The organism is Kineosporia sp. A_224, from assembly GCF_002198655.1.
GTDB lineage: Bacteria > Actinomycetota > Actinomycetes > Actinomycetales > Kineosporiaceae > R-H-3.
Genome location: NZ_MWLN01000196.1, coordinates 1 through 20,733, shown reverse-complemented (window position 1 = coordinate 20,733; position 20,733 = coordinate 1). Strand labels below are relative to the sequence as shown.

Annotated in this window: 20 protein-coding genes; 15 read left to right on the top strand and 5 right to left on the bottom strand. The window is 72.4% G+C overall.

Going from position 1 to position 20,733, the window contains the following annotated elements:
* Positions 1-64 precede the first annotated feature (64 nt).
* The 4 genes from istA (at position 65) to EDJALFJO_RS22780 (ending at position 5,816) form a co-directional block, all read left to right on the top strand.
* Positions 65-1,336 carry an IS21 family transposase gene (istA, locus tag EDJALFJO_RS22795; protein WP_233149990.1) on the top strand — a complete coding sequence of 424 codons (1,272 nt, stop codon included), beginning with the start codon at positions 65-67 and terminating at the stop codon, positions 1,334-1,336.
* Positions 1,336-2,178: an IS21-like element helper ATPase IstB gene (gene istB / locus EDJALFJO_RS22790; RefSeq protein WP_088288618.1), complete on the top strand. Its 843-nt coding sequence runs from the start codon at positions 1,336-1,338 to the stop codon at positions 2,176-2,178. Before istA ends, istB begins: the two co-directional genes overlap by 1 nt.
* Positions 2,179-2,636: 458 nt before the next feature.
* Positions 2,637-3,692 carry a hypothetical protein gene (locus EDJALFJO_RS22785; protein WP_088288617.1) on the top strand — a complete coding sequence of 352 codons (1,056 nt, stop codon included), beginning with the start codon at positions 2,637-2,639 and terminating at the stop codon, positions 3,690-3,692.
* Between the two features lie 636 nt (positions 3,693-4,328).
* Positions 4,329-5,816 carry a delta-60 repeat domain-containing protein gene (locus EDJALFJO_RS22780; RefSeq protein WP_158220533.1) on the top strand — a complete coding sequence of 496 codons (1,488 nt, stop codon included), beginning with the start codon at positions 4,329-4,331 and terminating at the stop codon, positions 5,814-5,816.
* A 56-nt stretch (positions 5,817-5,872) separates the two neighbouring features.
* Here EDJALFJO_RS22780 and EDJALFJO_RS22775 read toward each other — a convergent pair whose 3' ends face one another.
* Complete coding sequence (locus EDJALFJO_RS22775) at positions 5,873-6,415, bottom strand: YciI family protein (RefSeq protein ID WP_088288615.1); 543 nt, start codon at positions 6,413-6,415, stop codon at positions 5,873-5,875.
* A 336-nt stretch (positions 6,416-6,751) separates the two neighbouring features.
* Between EDJALFJO_RS22775 and EDJALFJO_RS22770 the strand changes: the two genes are divergently transcribed.
* The 11 genes from EDJALFJO_RS22770 (at position 6,752) to EDJALFJO_RS22720 (ending at position 15,962) form a co-directional block, all read left to right on the top strand.
* Positions 6,752-7,960: an MFS transporter gene (locus EDJALFJO_RS22770; protein WP_198950562.1), complete on the top strand. Its 1,209-nt coding sequence runs from the start codon at positions 6,752-6,754 to the stop codon at positions 7,958-7,960.
* 71 nt (positions 7,961-8,031) lie between these two features.
* Complete coding sequence (locus EDJALFJO_RS22765) at positions 8,032-8,493, top strand: thioredoxin family protein (RefSeq protein ID WP_088288613.1); 462 nt, start codon at positions 8,032-8,034, stop codon at positions 8,491-8,493.
* 1 nt (position 8,494) lies between these two features.
* On the top strand, positions 8,495-9,295 hold the full coding sequence (locus EDJALFJO_RS22760; protein WP_088288612.1) for a cytochrome c biogenesis CcdA family protein: 801 nt from the start codon (positions 8,495-8,497) through the stop codon (positions 9,293-9,295).
* Between the two features lie 31 nt (positions 9,296-9,326).
* Positions 9,327-10,076: a response regulator transcription factor gene (locus tag EDJALFJO_RS22755; protein ID WP_088288611.1), complete on the top strand. Its 750-nt coding sequence runs from the start codon at positions 9,327-9,329 to the stop codon at positions 10,074-10,076.
* The gene (locus EDJALFJO_RS22750; protein WP_198950561.1) at positions 10,073-11,212 is read left to right on the top strand and encodes a cell wall metabolism sensor histidine kinase WalK; all 1,140 of its coding nucleotides are present in this window, start codon (positions 10,073-10,075) and stop codon (positions 11,210-11,212) included. The genes EDJALFJO_RS22755 and EDJALFJO_RS22750 overlap by 4 nt, the downstream gene beginning before the upstream one ends.
* A gap of 86 nt (positions 11,213-11,298) precedes the next feature.
* Positions 11,299-12,882 (top strand): molybdopterin-dependent oxidoreductase, encoded by a 1,584-nt coding sequence (locus EDJALFJO_RS22745; RefSeq protein ID WP_088288610.1) that lies wholly within the window; start codon positions 11,299-11,301, stop codon positions 12,880-12,882.
* The gene (locus tag EDJALFJO_RS22740; RefSeq protein WP_088288609.1) at positions 12,879-13,523 is read left to right on the top strand and encodes a redoxin family protein; all 645 of its coding nucleotides are present in this window, start codon (positions 12,879-12,881) and stop codon (positions 13,521-13,523) included. Before EDJALFJO_RS22745 ends, EDJALFJO_RS22740 begins: the two co-directional genes overlap by 4 nt.
* Entirely contained in the window at positions 13,520-14,218 is a 699-nt protein-coding gene (locus EDJALFJO_RS22735) for a cytochrome c biogenesis CcdA family protein (RefSeq protein WP_088288608.1), read from the top strand. The genes EDJALFJO_RS22740 and EDJALFJO_RS22735 overlap by 4 nt, the downstream gene beginning before the upstream one ends.
* Before the next feature lie 61 nt (positions 14,219-14,279).
* The gene (locus tag EDJALFJO_RS34510; protein ID WP_088288607.1) at positions 14,280-14,774 is read left to right on the top strand and encodes a hypothetical protein; all 495 of its coding nucleotides are present in this window, start codon (positions 14,280-14,282) and stop codon (positions 14,772-14,774) included.
* A gap of 68 nt (positions 14,775-14,842) precedes the next feature.
* Entirely contained in the window at positions 14,843-15,451 is a 609-nt protein-coding gene (locus EDJALFJO_RS22725; protein ID WP_088288606.1) for a YdeI family protein, read from the top strand.
* Between the two features lies 1 nt (position 15,452).
* Positions 15,453-15,962 (top strand): hypothetical protein, encoded by a 510-nt coding sequence (locus EDJALFJO_RS22720; protein ID WP_088288605.1) that lies wholly within the window; start codon positions 15,453-15,455, stop codon positions 15,960-15,962.
* Positions 15,963-15,985: 23 nt separating this feature from the next.
* Here EDJALFJO_RS22720 and arcC read toward each other — a convergent pair whose 3' ends face one another.
* Genes arcC through arcD form a run of 4 tightly spaced genes read right to left on the bottom strand, consistent with a single transcriptional unit; the run spans position 15,986 to position 20,690 of the window.
* Entirely contained in the window at positions 15,986-16,894 is a 909-nt protein-coding gene (gene arcC, locus EDJALFJO_RS22715; RefSeq protein WP_088288604.1) for a carbamate kinase, read from the bottom strand.
* Between the two features lie 6 nt (positions 16,895-16,900).
* A complete protein-coding gene (locus EDJALFJO_RS22710) occupies positions 16,901-17,905 on the bottom strand; it encodes an ornithine carbamoyltransferase (protein WP_088288603.1) in 1,005 nt (334 codons plus the stop codon).
* Between the two features lie 28 nt (positions 17,906-17,933).
* The gene (locus EDJALFJO_RS22705) at positions 17,934-19,259 is read right to left on the bottom strand and encodes an arginine deiminase (RefSeq protein ID WP_088288602.1); all 1,326 of its coding nucleotides are present in this window, start codon (positions 19,257-19,259) and stop codon (positions 17,934-17,936) included.
* An 18-nt stretch (positions 19,260-19,277) separates the two neighbouring features.
* Positions 19,278-20,690 carry an arginine-ornithine antiporter gene (arcD, locus tag EDJALFJO_RS22700; RefSeq protein ID WP_369812573.1) on the bottom strand — a complete coding sequence of 471 codons (1,413 nt, stop codon included), beginning with the start codon at positions 20,688-20,690 and terminating at the stop codon, positions 19,278-19,280.
* Positions 20,691-20,733: the final 43 nt, after the last annotated feature.

Below are 20,733 nucleotides of genomic sequence, written 5' to 3'. Positions count from 1 at the left end.
CCTCAAGCCGTCGGCTGAGGACTCACACCAGGCAGTCTCCGGACATGCCGGGGCGGTTCAGGGGATGACCATCAAGGGGATCGTGCGGGTGATGGGGGTGTCGCGGAACACCGTCCGGGCCGCGCTGGCCTCCGCCGGGCCGCCGAAGTACGAGCGGACATCGGCGGGGTCGTCCGTCGACACGTTCGAGCCGGCGATCCGGGAGGTCCTGCGGGCGTTCCCGCGGATGCCCGCGACGGTGATCGCCGAGCGGGTCGGCTGGACCCGCGGGATGACGGTCTTCAAGCAGCGGGTCGCCGAGCTGCGGCCGGCCTACCTGCCACCGGACCCGGCCTCGCGCACCAGCTACGAGCCCGGTGAGATCGCCCAGTGCGACTTCTGGTTCCCCGACATCCGGCTGCCCGTCGGCCCGGGCCAGGAGCGGCCGCCGACGGCGCTGCCGGTCCTGGTCATGATCTCGGCGTACTCGCGGTGGCTGACCGCGGTCCTGGTCCCGACCCGCACGGCGGAGGACTTGTTCGCGGGCTGGTGGCTGCTGCTGCAGCGGCTCGGGGCGGTCCCGCGGACCCTGGTGTGGGACCAGGAAGGCGCCGTCGGGAAACGCCGGCGTGGGCAGACGGTGCTGACCGAGGACGCGCACGCGTTCCGCGGGGTCCTGGGCGCGGGGATCTTCTTGTGCGACCCGGCCGACCCCGAGACCAAGGGCATCGTCGAACGCGTCAACGGCTACCTGGAGACCTCGTTCCTGCCGGGCCGGTCGTTCACCGGGCCGGCCGACTTCAACACCCAGCTCGAGGACTTCTGCGCGACCGCGAACCGCCGGCACCGGCGGGCTCTCGGGTGCGCGCCGACCGACCGGATCGGCGCGGACCGGGCCGCGATGCTGCCGCTGCCGCCGGTCGCCCCGGTGACCGGGTGGCGGTCCTCGCTGCGGCTGCCGCGGGACCATTACGTGCGCGTCGACGGCAACGACTACTCCGTCCACCCCGGGAGCGTCGGGCGCCGGATCGAGGTCGTCACCGACCTGGACCGCGTCCAGGCGTTCAGCGAGGGGCGGCTGGTCGCCGACCACGCCCGCTCGTGGATGCGGCACCAGACCTTCACCGACCCGCTCCATGCCGACGCCGCCCGGACCCTGCGCCGCCAGCATCGGGCTCTGGCCTCCATGCGGGCCGGCGCCGCGGCCGAGGAGGGGCTCGAGAAGGTGCAGGTCGAGGAGCGCCGGCTGACCGACTACGACGAACTGTTCGGCCTCGTCGAGCCGACCGGGCAGCCGCTGCGATCACCGCTCGGCAGCGAGAGCGCTGAGAGCGGCGTTGAAGGGGGCGTGGCCTGATGACGACCCGAACCAGCGCCGCAGCCCGGGACACCGGCACCGACTCCGGCGCGGGGCGCCCGAACGTCAGCAGCGAAGTCGCCTACCTGACCCGGGCGCTCAAGGCGCCGACCCTGCGTGAAGCCGCCGGCCGGCTCGCGGACCGCGCCCGCAGCGAGGGCTGGTCCCACGAGGAGTACCTGGTCGCCTGCCTGCAACGCGAGGTCTCCGCCCGGGAGTCCCACGGCGGCGAGGGCCGGATCCGAGCCGCCCGGTTCCCCGCCCGCAAGAGCCTGGAGGAGTTCGACTTCGACCACGCCCGCGGCCTCAAACGCGACGTCATCGCCCACCTGGGCACCCTGGACTTCGTCACCGCGAAAGAGAACGTGATGTTCCTCGGCCCGCCCGGAACCGGCAAGACCCACCTGGCCACCGGGCTGGCGATCCGGGCATGCCAGGCCGGCCACCGGGTCCTGTTCGCCACCGCGTCGGAGTGGGTGAACCGGCTCGCCGAGGCCCACACCGGCGGCCGCCTGCAGGGCGAGCTCGCCAAGCTGGGTCGCTACCCGCTGCTGGTCATCGACGAGGTCGGCTACATCCCCTTCGAACCCGAGGCCGCGAACCTGTTCTTCCAGCTCGTCTCGGCCCGCTACGAACGCGCCTCCCTGATCGTCACCAGCAACAAGCCGTTCGGCCGCTGGGGCGAAGTCTTCGGCGACGACGTCGTCGCCGCCGCGATGATCGACCGGCTCGTCCACCACGCCGAGGTCATCGCCCTCAAGGGCGACTCCTACCGGCTGCGCAACCGCGACCTCGGCCGCGTCCCCGCAGCCCTCACCAACGACCACACAGAGCAGAAATGACCGTCATGACCAAACCAGGGGGTCAACATTCAACCGTCGGAAAGGGGTCACTTTTCGACCGCCGTTGACAGAGAGAGGTGCCACGTGACATCAGACGTGACGCAGACTGCCGTCTACAGCAGCAACCGGCGGCGTCTCGGCTGACACCCAGGAAGAACAAAGCCGCTGCTGGAAGCGGCGAGAGGCCGGATTCGGCTGATTGCTAACCGTGTGTCGGAGGTTCGAGTCCTCTCGGGGGCACAAGATCAAGATTCTGTTGACCTGCTGGTCACGGTCCCCCCTCGTCCTTCCGTGCTGTGGGGCCGAGGCTGCGCCCTCTTGTCCAGGAGCACCAGGCGAGGCTCGTTGTCTCTGACAGGGGCTGCCGATTGTGACGCGCGGCCTACGTCCCAGGCGCTCCGTCGGGCGAGCGTTGCACTCTGATCTGGGTTCGTTCGCGCACGGCAGGGGAGGCCGTCATGAGCACCCCGTCAACCACGACCAAGGAACTTCCGAGGGACGAGTGCCTGACTCGGACGTACACGTACCTCCGACTAGCCATCGTCATGCTCCTCCTGGCACTCGGTGCAGCGATTGTGATCCAGACCTGGCAGCAGGGATGGCATCCCCTTGCGTCGGTGAGCGCGTACTACTACACATCCGCGCAGGCACTCTTCGTCAGCACCCTCGTCGGCTTCGCGGCCTGCATGATCGCTCTGAGGGGTACTCGGACGGTCGAGGACGTCACCCTCAACCTCGCCGGCATGTTCGCGGTGCTGGTCGGCATCGTTCCGACGTCTCGCGGCGAGGACTACAGGGCAGCAGTGCGCTCGTGCCGGGATGTCGCCGTGGCGCTGTCCACGAAACCGCTCGACTGCCCGACCGTCAGATCGTTGGAGAAGGCCGCGCAGGCCGACATCAAGACCAGTGTCGGTGCCTTCCTCACGGTCGGCTTCCTCTCGCTGGGTGCCGCTCTCGTCCTCCATGCGAGAAGGGGCAGCAGCACTCCGGTCAGGTCGCCGTTCACGCTGGGGTTCGCGCTGGTCGCGGGCCTGTGGACGGCGGTCGCAGTGACGTTCTCCTTCGCGCGAGGCTGGTTCACGGACAACGCCCACTACCTGTCGGCGATCGGGCTCGCCGTCTGCATCCTCGTCATCGCGCTGGCCAACGCACGCAGGCACAGCGCGGGACACGCCCCCCTCGCAACCAGTCCAGATGTGCGAACCTGCTCCGACCCGCTGGTAGCGCATGCGCCGTCCGCAGTCGTCGCCGCGACAACCGCGACGCGCACCGATGTCACGCCCGACGCTGCCACGAACGCCGGCCCGGCCGTCCCAGACAGGTACACGCTCGTTGCAGTCGGGCTGCTCCTGGTCCTCATCGCCGGCGGCACCCTGTGGGCCCTGGGCGCATTTTCCCTGTTCTGGCTGGAGGTAGGGGTCGCGCTGATGTTCACCGCGTTCTGGGTCGTGCAGACCCACGAGGACCCGGTGACGCAGGACAACCGCCGGGACCGCGCAGAGTCCACTGGCTGACAGTTCGGTCGGACGGGTTGAGCTTTCTTGGCGCAGAGCGCCGCGGCCGCCCGGCAGGCCCGGCGCATACCGCATCGGAGCAGCGCCGGGACGCCGGGGTGATGCACGACGAGCGGGGCAGTGACTGCTGGACGAGGCGTACACCAGGGGACCTGCTTTCGTGGAATGAGCGGCCCCTGTCCGGGTTTCGGAACGAGTTCGGAATTCCTGTCAAGAAAATGTCAGGCCCGGATCTCAGATGATGAGAACTCGGTGCGGCATCACGTCGGCGCGTCAACGCCAGGCGCATTCGGCCTTCCTTCACTCACGTATCTCGCACCTGTTCGTCAGAGGTCCCGACCGCACACCCCGCCGATGAATAGGGTGACTTCGAGGCTTCGGGGGGCGAGGCCTGACATATGACGATGCGGGGCCAAGGCTCTGCACGATGGGGTGGTTTCAACCATGCACGGAACACATCGCTCGACCGACGTCGCTCAGCGATCGAGGCTTTCCCGAAAGGCGCGGTCGGCGGTCGTCGGATTCCTCGCGATCGGCCTGACGATGGCGGTGGCCGTCCCGGCAACGGCAGCCACGGCCGGGGACAGGGACCCTCAGTTCGGTTCGGCCGGTTCTACGACGACGGACCTCGGAGGGGTGGAGACCGCACTGGACGTGCTCGTCCAGGCGGACGGCAAGATCGTCGTCGTCGGGTCGAGCGGCGCGGATGCTGCGCTCGTCCGCTACCTGCCCAACGGCGCGCTCGACACGACGTTCAGCGGTGACGGCAAGCAGAAGACGAACTTCGGCGGCTCCACCGACGCCATCAAGGCCGTCGTCCAGCAGCCCGACGGGAAGCTCGTCACGGCCGGTACGACCGGCAGCCAGGCCGTCGTCGCCCGGTACACCGCTGCGGGTGTCCTCGACACCACGTTCAGCGGTGACGGGTGGGCGGTCGAGACGCCGTCGGCCGGCGTCATCGTCGACAACTCGGCAGAGGACGTCCTCGTCCAGGCCGACGGCAGCATCGCCGCGGTCGGTCCGTTCCACGTCTCACGGTGGACGTCGACCGGTGCCCCGTCCGCACTTCTTCCCTCGGGGCAGAACTTCGACGGTGGCGAGGGCTACCGTCGCATCGCACGGCTGTCGACAGGTGACTACGTCATCGCCGGGTCCAGCGACTGCAACTCGGCGGTCGTCTCCAGGATCACCGCCGCCGGAGCCTTCGACCTCGGTTTCGCGGCGAACACGGGCGCCTTCGTCGGTGTCCGCGCTGTCGGCCTGTCGGTGCTCGCGGGGGACAAGGTCGCCGTCGTCTCGGACGGCTGGCAGTCCAGCGAGTGCACCCGGAGCCCCGGGGTCGTGCTCGAGCGCTACCTCGCCGACGGCCACCACGACAGCACGTTCGGCACCGCCGGCGCCAAGGTCGTCGACACGGGCGCCTGGCCGACCGGCGCCAAGGGCGTGGCCGCCACGGGCGCATCGGTGATGCCGGACGGCCGGATCGTCGTCGTCGGCCAGACCTGGGTCGCCCGCTTCACGGCGTCCGGAACCCTCGACACGACGTTCAGCGGCGACGGCGTCGCGCTGGTCGGTACGCCCGTCGGCGCCGCGGTGGCCGTGCAGCCAGACGCGAACCCTGTCGTCGGCGCGACCTCGAGCGGCAACGTCGCGGCCGTCCGGTTCCTCGGCTCGACGAGCGTCACTGCCTACCCCACGTCGGTGGCTGTCTCTGCGGGGAACGGCACCATCACCGGCGGCACGGCTAACAGCCTTGCTGCCACCGACGGCGCTTTCCTCACGGCAGCCTCGACGACGAGCGGCACCCGGACCGCGTCCTGGTACGGCGGCTTCTCCAACGTGCCGAACGCGGTCGCTGCGATCTCGGTCTCGTACACCGGCAAGGACTCCACGACAGTCACCCAGACCGTCGACCTGTGGGATTACGACGCCGCAGCCTGGGTCCAGCTCGACAGCCGGTCGGTGGGCACCCTCGGGGTGACGGTGACCGCATCAGCCGGCGGGACCCTCGGCCGGTTCGTCTCTGGCACCTCAGGCAACGGCGCCATGCGGTTGCGCATCCGCGGAACCGCAGCGTCCACCTTCACGGTGTCTGGCGACCGGATGGCCGTGACTTACCGCTGACCGATCCCAGCGTGGGCGAGGGCTGCGGCAGGCGCTGCAGCCCTCGCCCGGTGCGCTCAACGCCGCCCGCCGAAGTCCCAGCGATGGACCTCCACCGCTGCATAGCGCCGCTCGGGAAGGACCCCTCGGACGTCGCCCGCGACGGCGGGCTGGACGAGCGCCGCCGTGCCGAGGACGTGGACGCCGTCATCCGACAGCAGCTCGCCGCAGACGATGACGCCTGGCCGGTCCGGAGCGTCGACGCGCTGGGTGGTCGGGGCATCCGTGAACCCGAGAACGAGGAACCGCTCAGAGTCGTCGGCTCCGACCGAGGGGTCGGGCATCGTCCGGTCGGACAGGCTGGCCCAGCGACGGATCATGACGTCGCGGTACGCACCGGCTTGGTAGCAGGGCTCCGCGAAGGCGAACGCACGCGCTGCCGCCGGGTCCGGCAGGGAGAGGACGTGCACGCTCCCGGTCAGCGTCTCGTCGTCGAACGTCGGGCCACGGGCGATCATGCGGTCCTGGAAGTCGTCCATGTACGACCAGTGGCTCTCCACCAGCTGCTGCCGTAGCGGTGTCGACCCCACGCGGTCCCGGTGGTAGCAGAAGAAGTCCACGACACCATTGTCGTGCTGTCAGAACCCGGGCCCGGGCAGGTCCGCCGGGGATCGAGGTCCATGAGACCCGCGGTCTGATCTGCGGGAAGGTGCCGCGCGAACACCGCGATGCATGTTCGTGACGCGGAACTCGTCGTGACACCTACGCTCAGTTGTCATGGCGGAGGGGGAACGGTGCCCGGAGCTGGTCCACGGTGAGCATCGACGAGCTCCCGAGCGGGTCGATGACACCCGAGCGAGTCCCGGGAACGTCCTGATGTGCGCGGGTCGGTGCCGCGGTGGCGGGTCGGTCCCGTCAGGACGCGCATGAGGGGCGGCGTCTCGGCGCGGGAAGTCTTGCGAGAGCCCAACTTCCGTCTCTACTTCCTGTCCCGCCTCATCAACGGCGCCGGGTCGACGATGGGCGGGATCGCCCTCGCCTTCGCGGTCCTCGAGGTGAGCCGGTCCCCGACCGCGCTGGGCATCGTGCTGGCCGCGCACAGCATCCCCGAGGTGGCCTTCCTGCTCGCCGGGGGCGTCATCGCGGACAGGTTCGGGCGCAAGCGGGTCATCCAGCTCTGCAACGTCACCGCAGGCATCACCCAGCTCGCGATCGCCGCGGTGGTGGTCAGCGGGACCGCCGAGCTGTGGCAGCTCGTCGTCCTCAGCGCGTTGAACGGCGTGGTGGCCGCGATCAGCTTCCCCGCCCTGGCCGGGATCATGCCGCAGCTCGTTCCTCCCGAACAGCTCCAGCCCGCCAACGTGCTGATGTCGATGCAGCGTGGCGTGGTCTCGGTTCTCGGCCCCACCGTCGGCGGCATCCTTGTCGTCGCCACCGGACCGGGGTGGGCGGTCGCGGTGGACGGCGTCACCTACCTGCTGGCCGCGGCCACCCTGGTGCTGGTCAGGATCCCACCGCCACCACCCAAGGCGGAGCGCACGTCGATGGTGGCGGACCTGCGGCAGGGCTGGCGCTACTTCACCGGGACGACCTGGCTGTGGGTCGTCGTCCTCGCCTTCGGGGTGCTCAACGCTCTGCACAGCGGCGCGATCCAGACCCTGGGTCCCGTCCTTGCGACAGTCGGCGACCTCGGGGCGTCCGGCTGGGGCCTGGCCCTGTCCGCCGAGGCCGCCGGGTTGCTCTGCTTCACCGTGGTGATGCTCCGCGTGCGCCTCGAGCGGCCGCTGCTGTGGGGCATGATCGGCTGCGCGCTCTTCGGCGTCCCCATGCTCGCTCTCGGCCTCACGGCGCACCTCGCGCCGATCATGGTGATCTTCTTCGTCGCCGGCGCCGGTGCCGAGCTGTTCGGCCTCGCCTGGAACCTCGCGGTCCAGGAGCACGTACCCGAAGACATGCTGTCCCGGGTCTACTCGTACGACGCCCTCGGTTCTTTCGTCGCGATCCCGATCGGCCAGCTCGCTGCCGGGCCGGCGGCACTCGTCCTCGGGACGCAGCACACCATCTTGGTCGCCGGGGCCGTCTACGTCGTCATCTGCCTGGCTGTTCTCGGGTCACGCTCCGTCCGCGACCTGCAGCGCACCGGACCGGTTGCCCCCGCCGCCTGAGGTGGGGCGGCGCGGGCAGGCGTCAGGGATCCGTAAGGACTTCCCGGCGTCCGACCCACCAGGCTGGCGCCATGAGCCCCTGGCGCACCTCGTGGACGGCCGCATGCGGGATCACCCTGCTGGCCCTGACGGCCTGCGGAGGTGCCGGTGCAGCCGCCCCGGCTCCCGCGGCCGTGACCTCCCAGGCGTCGCAAGCCGCTGCCGGCGACCCCGCAGGCGCGGGCAGCTACGTGGACTACGCGACCTATGTGAAGAACCCGGCCGCCTACGCCGACGGCCGCGTCGTGCTGTTCTTCCACGCGTCCTGGTGCCCGAACTGCCGCCTCACGGACAAGAACCTCACCGAGGACCCTGCGTCGATCCCGGCGGACCTGACGGTCGTCAAGGTCGACTTCGACACCGAGACCGACCTGCGGGCGAAGTACGGGATCACGCAGCAGCACACCTTCGTCGCCGTCGGCCCGGACGGCGCCGAGCGGGCGAAGTGGACCGGCACCCACAGCGCCGCAGAGATCTCGAAGCGGGCCGTCTGAGGTGCTGCTCGTCCTCGGGGCCGTCGTCGCCGGCATGCTCACCACGCTCGCCCCGTGCGTCCTGCCGCTGCTTCCCGTGATCATCGGCCGGACCGCCGTGCCGCAGGTGTCGCCGGTCCAGGCGGTGCCGGCGGCCCTGGGCGCCGGTCGCCCCCCGGACGCCGACCGGCCCGACCGCGGCCTGCCACGCGCCCTCGCGGTGACGGCCGGACTCGGAGCGTCCGTCATCGCGTTCACGCTGCTGCTCAAGGGCACCACCACCTTCATCGGCGTGCCCCGCGAGGTGTGGCAGGTCCTCAGCGGCGGCCTGCTCGTCGCGATCGGCGCGACCCAGACGTGGCCGGGCCTGTGGGAGCACCTGTCGGGCCGGCTGGGCCTGGACGAACGGTCCACGGGCGCCCTGGTCGCGGCTCAGCGGCAACGGGGCCTGCTCGGGGACGTGCTGACCGGCGCGGCCCTGGGGCCGGTGTTCTCGTCGTGCAGTCCGCTCTACGCCTACGTCGTCGTCACCGTGCTGCCGGCGTCCTTCGGGAAGGGACTCGTGCTGCTGCTCGCCTACACGGCGGGACTGTGCGCCGTCCTCCTCGCCATCGGCGTGTTCGGCCGCCGTGCCGTGCTGCGGCTGCGCTGGGCGGCTGACCCGCACGGCCGCCTCCGGCGGGTCTTCGGCCTCGTCCTGGTCGGTGTCGGGCTGCTCGTCCTGACCGGCGCGGACCACGCCGTCCAGACCTGGCTGGTGGAGCACTCACCGGTCCGGCCGTGGGACCTGGACTCCGGTTTCCTTCCGCCCGAGGGCGGCTGAGGTGTCAGGTCCACAGGCGCGGCGCGGGGGCGTGGACGCCCACGCCCGGTCCGCTCCTGCGGACGGCGGGTCCGTCGTCCTCGTCGTCGAGGACGACCCGACGATCTCCGAGGTGGTCGCCGGGTACCTGACCCGCGCCGGGCACACGGTCCGCCGTGCTGCGGACGGCGTGACGGCGCTGCAGATGGCGCGCCGGCTTCCCCCCGACCTCGTGGTGCTCGACGTCATGCTCCCGGGTCTGGGCGGGCTCGAGGTGTGCGTGCGGTTGCGTGAGGCCCGGCCCGACCTTCCGGTGGTGCTGCTCACCGCGCTCGGGGACGAGGTCGACCGGCTGGCCGGGCTCGAGTCCGGCGCGGACGACTACGTCGTCAAGCCGTTCAGCCCGCGCGAGCTGGTGCTGCGGGTGAACGCCGTGCTGCGGCGGTCCGCGCCGCGGGTGCCGGAACGACGGGCCGGGGATCCGGTGCGGGCCGTCGGCGTGCGGCGGATCGTCAGCGGCGGACTGGTGGTGGACCTGTCGGCGCGGACGGTGGAACGCGCCGGCGAGCCCGTTCCGCTGGCGACGCGGGAGTTCGACCTGCTGGTCCAGCTCATGGCGCACCCCAACCAGACGTTCGGTCGTGAGCAGCTGCTCCGCGAGGTGTGGGGCTGGGACTTCGGCGACACGGGAACCGTCACGGTCCACGTCCGACGGCTGCGCGAGAAGGTCGAGACGGACCCTGCTGCCCCGGCCCTGCTCGTCACGGTGTGGGGTGTCGGCTACCGGTGGGCGGGGCTGTGACGCTGCCACCGGCCGTCCAGGTGGCGCTGTTCGGCCTGGGGTGGTCGGGTGCGGTCGGTCTCGCCGGGCTGCTCGCGCTGCGGTTCCTGCCGCGCCGTTCCGTGCGGACCGACCTCGCCGGGGTGGCAGCGGTGGCGGTGGGGTCCCTGGTCGCCGGGCTGGTCGGTGCCGCGCAGGCGATGTTCCTGTCGGACCACGACCTCACGGTGGTCGCGCAGATCGCCGTCGTGGTGACCCCGATCGCGCTCGGGGTCGCGGTCGCCGCCGGGCGGACCGTCGTCCGGGACGTTGCCGGCCTTCGCACGCGCGCCGCCGCGCTCGCGCACCTCGACGCGTCGACGGCGTCCGGTGCCGGCCGCGGCCGCCCCCGGCTCGCCGAGCTCGCCGCCATCGACGACGACCTCACCGAGGCCGCCGACCGCCTCACCCGCGGGCGCATCCAACGCGATGCGCTGGAGCGGTCACGGCGCGAGCTCGTCGCGTGGGTCAGTCACGACCTGCGGACGCCGCTGGCGGGCATCCGCGCGATGGCCGAGGCCCTCGAGGACGGCGTCGCTGCCCACCCCGACGTCTACCTGCGCCGGATCCTGCACGAGGTGGACCGGGTCGGGCTGCTCGTCGACGACCTCTTCGAGCTGTCCCGCATCCAGGCCGGCGCACTCACCCTCGACCCGCTGACGGTCGATCTCGCCGAGCTCGCCCACGACGCGGTGGACGTCGTGGCACCCGCCGCGCGACGGCGCGGGGTCCGCGTCGAGCTCGCCCCGCTGCACGGCATGTCCCCCGTCCGGGTCGACCCGCGGACGGTCACCCGGGTGCTCTCCAACCTCGTGGCCAACGCCGTCCACTACTCCCCGGCGGGCGGGCGCGTCCTCGTGGACGTCGCCGCGTGCGACGGCCGGGTCGTGGTCGGGGTCGAGGACTGCTGCGGCGGGATCCCGGCCGAGGACGTGGCGCGGCTGTTCGAACCGGGGTGGCGGGCGAACCGCTCCCGCACCCCTGCGTCGGACGTCGGCGGCGGGCTGGGGCTGGCGATCGCCCGTGGGCTGGCCCGGGCGAACGGCGGTGAGGTCGACGTGACCCCGCGCTGCGGCGCCGGCTGCCGCTTCGAGCTCGCGCTGCCCGCCGCCCGCTGACCCGGCTGTGCTGCCGGCCGTTACGGAAGCCTTACCGAACCACCGGAACGATGGATCGGCGTTCCACGACGGCCGAGTGTGAGGCCATGACCTCGACCGCAGCCCCGGCCACGCAGCCGGTCCGCGACAGCACTGCGACCGCGGCCCGGTGGTACCCCGCGGTCGCCGGCCTCGCCGCGGCGTGCACGGCTCTGGGCGCCGGCGAGCTGACCACCGCCGCGCTGACCGTCGGCGGCTCGCTGGTCGGTGACGTCGGCTCCTGGTTCATCGACCTCGCCGCAGGCTCCCTCAAGGACGTCGCGGTCGCCGTCTTCGGTCGGCACGACAAGGCCGCGCTCGTCGTCGGCGTCGTGCTGACGACCCTCGGGCTCGGCGCGGGGGTGGGGCTGCTCGCCTCGACGCGGCGTTGGGCCGGAGCGGCCGGCTTCGTCGCCTTCTCGGTCGTGGCCGCGGTCACCGCGACGTCGGCGGACCCGGCGCGGGCCGGGGCGCTGTGCGCCGCCGCGGCGGTGGCCGCGGTCACCGGTGCCGGCACGCTGCACGGGCTGCTGGCGCTGCCGGGTCGCGGCCGTGGGGCGAACGGCCGCGGCCCGGCGCAGGCGGCCGGCCCGGGACGGCGCTCGGTCGTCGTGGCCACCGCCGCGGCGGCGCTCGGTGCGGCCGCGGCCGGTTCCGCCGTCCTCGTGCGGCGCACCCGGACCCCGGCGCCGCTCGCCGTGGACCTGCCGGCGACGACCTCCGGCACCGCCGTCGCGCCGAGCGAGCCGCTCGCCGTCCCTGGCCTGTCCCCGTATGTCACGCCGGTCGACCGGTTCTACCGGATCGACACCGCGCTGCTGGTCCCCCGCCCGGACGTGCGGCAGTGGCGCCTGACCGTCGACGGCGCGGTGGAGCGGCCCGTCACGCTGACCTACGGCGACCTGCTCGAGCTGGCCACGGCGGCCGAGCCGGTCACGCTGTCATGCGTCTCGAACGAGGTCGGCGGTGACCTCGTCGGCAACGCGCTGTGGCAGGGCGTGCCGCTCTCCACGCTGCTGGAGCGCGCCGGCGTCCGGCCGGGCGGCGACCAGGTCCTCGGCCACTCCCTCGACGGTTTCACCGCAGGGTTCCCGACCGCGCTCGCCCTCGACGGCCGCCCGGCGATGGTGGCGGTCGGCATGAACGGCGAGCCGCTGCCCGCCGAGCACGGCTACCCGGCCCGGATCGTCGTCGCCGGGCTCTACGGCTACGTGTCCGCGGTCAAGTGGCTGAGCCGGATCGAGCTGACCGGCTGGGACGACGCGGACGGCTACTGGATCCCGCGCGGCTGGTCCAAGGAAGGGCCGATCAAGACCCAGTCGAGGATCGACGTGCCCCGCGCGGGAGATGTCCTGGCGCCCGGCCGGGTCGTCGTCGCCGGCGTCGCCTGGGCACCGACGCGCGGCATCAGGGCCGTCGAGGTGCAGGTGGACGCCGGCCCGTGGGAGCGGGCGGACGTCGGCGCCGTGGCCTCTGCGAACACCTGGGCGCAGTGGCGCTGGACGTGGGACGCCGCACCCGGCACCCACACCCTCGCCGTCCGCGCGGTCGACGGCACGGGCGAGCCTCAGGTCGCCGCCCCGCACGAGCCGGCACCGAACGGCGCCACCGGGCTGCACCGCCGCGAGGTCACGATCCGGACAGCCTCGTGACCGCCCGGCGGACCCTCGTCCTGGCGCTCCTGCTCGTCGTCGCCGGGGGCGGCTCGGTGGTGGTGGCGCAGCGGTCGGGAGCGGACGCGGTCAGCACGCTGACCGGCACGGACGGCGCGCGGCCGGCGGCGCCCGGCGCGGCGTCCGACCCCGCCGACCTCGCGCGCACCCTGCCGGTGGGCGGGCCCGCTCCCGTGGTCCGGGCGCAGGGATGGCTCAACACCGCTCCCCTCGCTCCGGCCGACCTGCGTGGCCGGGTCGTGCTCTACGAGTTCTGGACGTTCGGGTGCGTCAACTGCCGCAACGTCCAGCCCTACGTCAAGGCGTGGCACGCGCGCTACGCGGCGGACGGGCTGGTCGTCGTGGCCGTGCACACCCCCGAGTTCGGCTACGAGGCGGACCCCGACGCCGTCCGCGCCTACGTCGAGGAGAACGGCCTGCGGTACCCGGTCGCGCTCGACCCGGAAGGGAACGTCTGGCGGGACTTCGGCAACCGGTACTGGCCGCAGTTCTACCTCCACGACCGGGACGGCAGGCGCCGCGTCGTGAAGATCGGTGAGGGCGGCTACGACACGACGGAGGACGCGATCCGCGCCCTGCTCGGGGTCGGCGCCGACGCCCCGCGCGCCGTGACGTCATGAGCGGGTACGCCTACGTGGCGCTGTTCGGTGCCGGCGTGTCGACCGTCGTGGCCCCGTGCGTCCTGCCCCTGCTCCCGGCGTACGTCACCGTCGTCCTGGACGCCGGGGCCCGCGGCGGGCGCGCAGCCGTGCTCGGCGCCGGGCTGGCGTTCGTGGGCGGCTTCTCCCTGGTGTTCGTCGCGCTCGGCACCGCGGCCGGTGCGCTCGGCGCGATCCCCGGCTCCCAGGTCGTGCTGACCCGGGTCGCGGCCGCCGTCCTCGTCGCCGTCGGGCTGGCTGTCGTCCTGCGCCCCCGGGGCCTGTCCTGGTGGCCGACGGTCCGCCTCCTGCCCTGGACCGGTGCCGGCCGCGGCGGGTGGTTGCGGCCGTTCGCACTGGGGACGGCGTTCGCGGGTACCTGGACGCCCTGCGTGGGCCCGCTGCTCGGCGCGGCCCTGGTCACCGCCGGCGCCGGAGGGGACCCGCTCGCCGGCGCCGGGCTGCTCGCGGTCTACAGCGCCGGGCTGTCGGTCCCCTTCCTCGTGCTCTGCCTGGCCGCAGGCCCGCTCGTCGGCACCCTGCCGGGCCTCGCCCGCCGACTCGCACGCGGCGCCCTCGTGGCGCAGCGCGTCGCGGGCGGGCTGCTCGTCCTCCTCGGACTCCTGCTCGCCGACGGCCGCCCCGGATGGGCCGGCCTCGCACCGGTGGGCGGATGACGGCGGAGCAGCTCGCTCCGCCGCCGCACGACGTACCACGACCGAAAGGACCACCAGAACCATGAAGGCAGCCCTGTCCCTCACCGCTGCGGCGGCGCTCGCGACCGTCCTCACCGCCTGCGGCGGCACCTCCGACACCGCCCAGCCGGCCGCCCCGACGTCGTCCGTGGCGTCCGCGTCGGCCGACGACGCTGCCGCGATGGCCGCCGACCACAAGGACAAGTTCTGCGCCTCGGCGACAGCACTGGGGTCGCTGTCCAAGGCGTCGGGAGACGCCATGGCCATGGACCCCGCCGGGGCGGCCAAGGACTTCGCGGCCCTCGGGCAGAAGGTGAAGGCGCTCAAGCCCGACGCCGCCACCCCCGAGCTGATGGCGGACATCGACGTCGTCGTCGCCCGGCTCGTGCTCGACGAGATGGTCGAGAGCCACAAGGCCGACGGGACCGGCGTCGACGAGGCGATGGCGAAGCTCGACGACGCCAAGGCGGGGGCCGAGGCCGCTGCGTCGCGGCTCGTCGGCACCGTCAAGGAGACCTGCGGAGTCGACATCGCCTGACGTCGCGCGCCCGGGTCGGCCCGCCCCGGGGCGGGCCGGCCCGAGGTGCGGCCGACTAGTGTCCTGCTGTGGCCGGAGACCTGGACAAGCTGATCGTCTCGGACGCCGAGGCGCTGCGAGAGTGGCTGCTGAGCAACCACTCCACGTCGCCGGGGGTCTGGCTGGCCCTGGGCAGGAAGGGCGGCAGCGTCACGACGCTGACCTGGCAGCAGGCGGTCGACGAGGGCCTGTGCTTCGGGTGGATCGACGGGCAGGGCCGCGCCGGGGACCAGGACATCTCGTGGAGACGGTTCACCCCGCGCACCGCACGGAGCGGCTGGTCGCAGCGCAACGTCGCCCACGTGGCCCGGCTGGAGGCGGCGGGGCGCATGCTGCCCGCGGGCCGCGCCGCCGTGGACGCCGCGAAGGCGGACGGCCGGTGGGCGCTCGCCTACGCTCCCCCGTCGGAGGCCGAGGTCCCGGCGGACCTCGCTGCCGCGATCGCCGCCGACCCCGCTGCCCAGGCCATGTTCGAGGTGCTCACCAGCACCAACCGGTTCTCTCTCATCTACCGGGTCAACGCCCCGAAGCGGCCCGAGACGCGCGAGCGGAAGATCCGCGAGCTCGTCGCGATGCTGGCGCGGCACGAGACGATCCATCCGCAGAAGGCCAGGCCCGTGAGCACCGAGGGCAGCTGAGATGCCGCTGTCCGTCCCGGCCGCGCACGCCGCGCTGCTCGCGCTCGTCCCGGGAACGACGGAGGCCGTCCTCGATGAGAACCGCGAGGGCCGGCTGCACCCGGTGCAGCGGCGGCGCATGCTGCTCGAGGGGCGGGTCGCCGGCGGGATCTTCGTGGGGATCGGCGTGGCCGACCTCGGCGCCGTCGCGGCGGCCGGCGGCCTGAACGGTTCACCGGGTCTGCTGGCCCTGACGGTCGCCCTCGTCGGCATCCCGGTCGGGGTCGGTGCCGCGATCCTCATGTGGTACCGGCGCCGGGTCGGACGTCCGGTGACGATGGCGCGGGGCCGGCTGGTCGGCCGGCGCGTCGACGAGCGCACGGTCCACGTCTCGTTCGACGGCGGCGGCCGCGTCTTCTCCGCCGACCCCGGCCTGATCGGTCTGCCGGTCGAGGTCGCCCTCTGGGAGGGCAAGATCGTCGCCGTGGGGCTCGACCGTGCCGTCGCACGGCGCGAGCTCCGGAAGAAGTAGCCGCTCCCCCGGAGCGGACGACCTCACCCGCTCGTGACGCGCGTCCCCGCCGTCCCGTCGATGATGTCCGCGATGTCGGCGAGCGCGCCGATCACGGCGTCGTGCCCGGTCGCGCGCACGAAGCCGCAGGCCGCCTCGACCTTGGGGCCCATCGAGCCGGATGGCAGGTCGAGGCGCTCCAGCTCGTCGGGCGTCACCCGGCCGAGCCGTTGCTGCTCCGGTGTCCCCCAGCCGGTGTACACGCCGTCGACGTCGGTGGCGATGACCAGCAGGTCGGCCTCGAGCTCCTGGGCGAGGAGCGCCGAGGCCAGGTCCTTGTCGATGACCGCCTCGACGCCGTGGAGCTTGCGGTTCTCGTCGTACATCGTGGGGATGCCCCCACCGCCGGCACAGATGACGATCGTGCCCTGCTCCAGGAGGCTGCGGATCGGGCGGATCTCGAAGATCCGCCGCGGCTTCGGGCTCGCGACGACACGACGGAACATGTCGCCGTCCGCGGCGACGGTCCAGCCCTTGTCCGCCGCGAGCCGCTCGGCCGTCGCGCGGTCGTAGACCGGGCCGATCGGCTTGGTGGGATGCAGGAACGCCGGGTCGTCCCGGTCGACCTCGATCATCGTGAGCAGGGTCGCGAAGGGCTGCTCGACGGGCAGCAGGTTGCCCAGCTCCTGCTCGATGACGTAGCCGATCATCGCCTCGGTCTGGGCGCCGAGGACGTCCAGCGGGTAGGGCGCGACGTCGGCGTACGCCGCCGCCTGCAGCGCCAGGAGCCCCACCTGCGGGCCGTTGCCGTGCGCCACGACGAGCTCGTTGCCCGGTGCGACGAGGGCGATCTTCTCCGCCGCCACCCGGATGTTCGTCCGCTGGTTCTCCGCGGACAGCGGCTGGCCGCGCCGCAGCAGCGCGTTCCCGCCGAGCGCGACGACGATGCGCACGGCGGCCTACGCCAGCGCGGCCACGAGGACCGCCTTGATCGTGTGCATCCGGTTCTCGGCCTGTTCGAAGGCGATGTTCGCCGGGCTCTCGAAGACCTCCTCGGTGACCTCGACGCCGCCGGCCAGGTGCGGGTACTGCGCCGCGATCCGGGCGCCCACCGTGGTCTCGGCGTTGTGGAAGGCCGGCAGGCAGTGCATGAACCGCACACGCGGGTTCCCGGCGGCGGCCATGAGCGCCTTGTCGACCTGGTACGGCAGCAGCAGGTCGATCCGCTCGCCCCACGTCTCGATCGGCTCGCCCATCGACACCCAGACGTCGGTGTGGATGAAGTCCACGCCGCGCACGGCCTCGACCGGGTCCTCGGTGACGAGCATCCGGGCTCCCGACTCGGCGGCGAACTCGCGGCACATGGCCATGTGCTCCTCGCTGGGCCACAACGCCTTCGGCGCCCCGATCCGCACATCCATGCCGAGCTTGGCGCCGACGAGGAGCAGCGAGTTCGCGACGTTGTTGCGGCCGTCCCCGACGAAGGCGTAGGCGATCTCGTGCAGCGGCTTGCTCGTGTGCTCGGTCATGGTGAGGACGTCGGCGAGCATCTGCGTCGGGTGGAACTCGTCGGTGAGCCCGTTGAAGACCGGCACACCGGCGTACTCCGCGAGGACCTCGACGATCTCCTGGCCGGCGCCGCGGTACTCGATGGCGTCGTACATCCGCCCGAGCACCCGCGCGGTGTCCTTCATCGACTCCTTGTGCCCGATCTGCGAGGACGTCGGGTCGATGTACGTGACGTGGGCGCCCTCGTCGAAGGCCGCCACCTCGAACGCGCAGCGCGTGCGGGTGGAGGTCTTCTCGAAGATCAGGGCGATGTTCTTGCCCGCGAGGCTGCGACGCTCGGTACCGGAGTACTTCGCGCGCTTGAGGTCACGCGCGAGGTCCAGCAGGTAGTGCAGGTCGCGCTCGGAGTGGTGGACCAGCGAGAGCAGGTTTCGGTTGCGGTTGTTGAACGGCACGACGGTTCCTCTGGTTGTCGGTGACGCCTCAGACGTAGAGCGGGTCGCGCAGGATCGGGCAGGTCATGCACCGGCCGCCGCCCCGGCCGCGGCCGAGCTCGCTGGCGGTGATGGTGACGACCTCGACGCCGGCCTTGCGCAGCGCGGTGTTCGTGAGGATGTTGCGGTCGTAGCCGATGACGACCCCCGGCCCCAGCGCGACGACGTTGTTGCCGTCGTCCCACTGCTCGCGCCGGATGCCGTAGATGTCCCCGGCGGTCGTGACGACCCGCAGGTCCACCCCGACGGCCTCCCCGATCGTCTCGACGAGCCCCTTCGGCTCACGTCGGACGTCCAGGCCCGACGGGCCGTCCCCCGGGCGCAGGCTGAACGGCACGATGCCGTCGACGACGGGCGGGTACGCCGTCACGAGGTCGTGGTCGGCGAACGTGAACACGGTGTCCAGGTGCATCGCCGCCCGCACCCGGGGCAGGCTCGCGACGATCACCCGCTCCGCCGCCCCGGCGGCGAACAGGTTGCGCGCCACCTGGGTGATGGCCTGGTGCGAGGAGCGCTCGCCCATGCCGATGACGACGACCCCTCGGCCTACCGGCATGACGTCGCCGCCTTCGAGGGTGGCCATGCCCTGGTCCCCGGGGCGGCCGTCGAGGTCGCCGAGCCAGACGGCGTACTCCTCGCCGGCGAACGCCGGGTGGAAGCGGTAGACGGCGGTCGACAGCAGCGTCTCCTGGCGGCGGGCCGGCCAGTACATGGGGTTCAAGGTGACGCCCCGGAAGATCCACGAGGTGTTGTCCCGCATGAACTGGGTGTTCGGCAGCGGGCGGATGACGAACCCGGCGGGGTCCAGCTCGCTGAACGCCGCGAGGAAGGCGCCGCCGACCTCCTCGGGGACGTCCTGGTAGGCCACCCCGCCGATGAGCAGCTCGGCGAGCCGGGCGCTCGGCAGCTCGTCGAGCCAGGCCCGCACCTCGGCGGTGAGACCGACGCCGATGAGCCCGTCGGTGATCTTTCGGTCCAGCACCCAGGTGCGTGCCTCGGGCTGGTCGAGGACGTCGGCCAGCAGGTCGCTGAGGTCGAGCACCTCGACGCCGCGTTCCTCCATCTTCGCCACGAAGTCGAAGTGGTCGGTCCGGGCCTGGTGCACCCAGATCACGTCGTCGAAGAGCAGCTCGTCGCAGTTCTCCGGGGTCAGCCGCTGGTGGGCCAGGCCCGGCGCGCAGACGAGCACCCGGCGCAGCCGGCCCGCCTCGGACCACACCCCGACCTGGGGCTCCCGGACGAGGTCCGGACGGTCACCGGCAGGGATGGTGGCGGTGATGGTGCCGGGGACGGTGGCGGTGATGGTGTCGTTCATGGTGGCGGCTCCCGTCGCTCAGAGCACGGACAGGTTGCCGGTGGCGAGCATCGCGACGGCGACCACCGAGGCCAGCACCACGACGGCCACCGCGCCGAGCTCCGGCCTGGTGAAGACGGGCAGGCCGCTCTCGCGGCGGGCCCAGACGAAGCCCGCGGTGCCGACGAGGTAGAAGAGCGCGGCGACGAGCAGGTACTGCCAGCCACCGGCGTAGACGAGCCAGCCGGCGTACACCAGGGCGACGAGGCCTGTCGTCAGGTCACGCGCCCGGCCGCCGCCGTGCTCGTAGGTCTCGCCCCGGGCCGCCAGCAGGACCTGGTAGCCCGCGGACCACAGGTACGGCAGCAGGATGAGCGACGTCGCGAGGTAGACGAGGTTGGTGTAGGTGCTCTGGTTGAAGAGCGTCCAGACGAGCAGCAGCTGCACGCAGCCGTTGGTGAGCCACAGGGCGTAGGACGGCGCCCCGTGGGCGTTCTCGTGGGCCAGCGCCCCGGGCATCACGTGCTCCAGGGCCGGCAGCCGGAGGATCTCGACGCACAGCATCACCCAGGCGATGAGGGCGCCCAGGAGGGAGACGACGAGGCCGACGGAGATGAAGCCGGCGCCCCAGCTGCCCACCTCGTTCTCGAGCAGCCCCGCCATGGACGGGTCGTCGAGCCCGGCCACGGAGGCCTGCGCCATGAGCCCGTAGGAGAGCAGGTTCACCGCGAGCAGCAGGACCAGCACGCCCGCGAAGCCGAGCACGGTCGCCCGGCCGACGTCCTTGCGGTCTACGGCACGCTGCGAGTAGACCGCCGCGCCCTCGATGCCGATGAACACCCAGACGGTCACGAGCATCATGTTCTTGACCTGGTCGAGGGTGCTGCCGAGCGAGGCGCCGTCGATCTCGGTGGTCCGGCCCCAGACGTCGGCGCTGAAGATGCCGGCCTTGAAGCCGACGGCCGCGACGGCGATGAACGTCAGGATCGGGACGATCTTGGCGATCGTGACGACGGTGTTGACGAACGCCGCGGTGCGGACGCCGCGCAGCACCATCGCGTGGACGACCCACAGCACCGTCGACGCCCCGATGATCGCCGGCACGGTGGTGCCGCCGTCGAACGTCGGGAAGAAGTAGCCCAGGGTGGAGAAGAGCAGCACGAGGTAGGCGACGTTGCCGACCCAGGCCGACACCCAGTACCCCCACGCCGAGCTGAAGCCGATGTAGTTGCCGAAGCCGGCGCGGGCGTACCCGTACACACCGCCGTCGACCTCGGGCTTGCGCTGCGCGAGCGACTGGAAGACGAAGGCCAGCATGAGCATGCCGACCCCCGTGACGAGCCAGCCGAGCAGCAGCGGCCCGGGCGCGGCGCTGCCGGCCATCTGGGAGGGCAGGGCGAAGATGCCGCTGCCGATCATCGAGCCCACGACGAGTGCGGTCAGGGCTGCCAGCCCGAGGCCGGCCGCGCCGGGACGACGGGCGGTGGGTGCGGGG

Excerpts from the sequence above, each read along its gene's own strand:
- istA (WP_233149990.1), top strand. The coding sequence starts at position 65 with ATGACCATCAAGGGGATCGTGCGGGTGATGGGGGTGTCGCGGAACACC.
- istB (WP_088288618.1), top strand. The coding sequence starts at position 1,336 with ATGACGACCCGAACCAGCGCCGCAGCCCGGGACACCGGCACCGACTCC.
- EDJALFJO_RS22785 (WP_088288617.1), top strand. The coding sequence starts at position 2,637 with ATGAGCACCCCGTCAACCACGACCAAGGAACTTCCGAGGGACGAGTGC.
- EDJALFJO_RS22765 (WP_088288613.1), top strand. The coding sequence starts at position 8,032 with ATGAGCCCCTGGCGCACCTCGTGGACGGCCGCATGCGGGATCACCCTG.
- EDJALFJO_RS22745 (WP_088288610.1), top strand. The coding sequence starts at position 11,299 with ATGACCTCGACCGCAGCCCCGGCCACGCAGCCGGTCCGCGACAGCACT.
- EDJALFJO_RS22735 (WP_088288608.1), top strand. The coding sequence starts at position 13,520 with ATGAGCGGGTACGCCTACGTGGCGCTGTTCGGTGCCGGCGTGTCGACC.
- EDJALFJO_RS34510 (WP_088288607.1), top strand. The coding sequence starts at position 14,280 with ATGAAGGCAGCCCTGTCCCTCACCGCTGCGGCGGCGCTCGCGACCGTC.
- EDJALFJO_RS22720 (WP_088288605.1), top strand. The coding sequence starts at position 15,453 with ATGCCGCTGTCCGTCCCGGCCGCGCACGCCGCGCTGCTCGCGCTCGTC.
- EDJALFJO_RS22705 (WP_088288602.1), bottom strand. The coding sequence starts at position 19,259 with ATGAACGACACCATCACCGCCACCGTCCCCGGCACCATCACCGCCACC.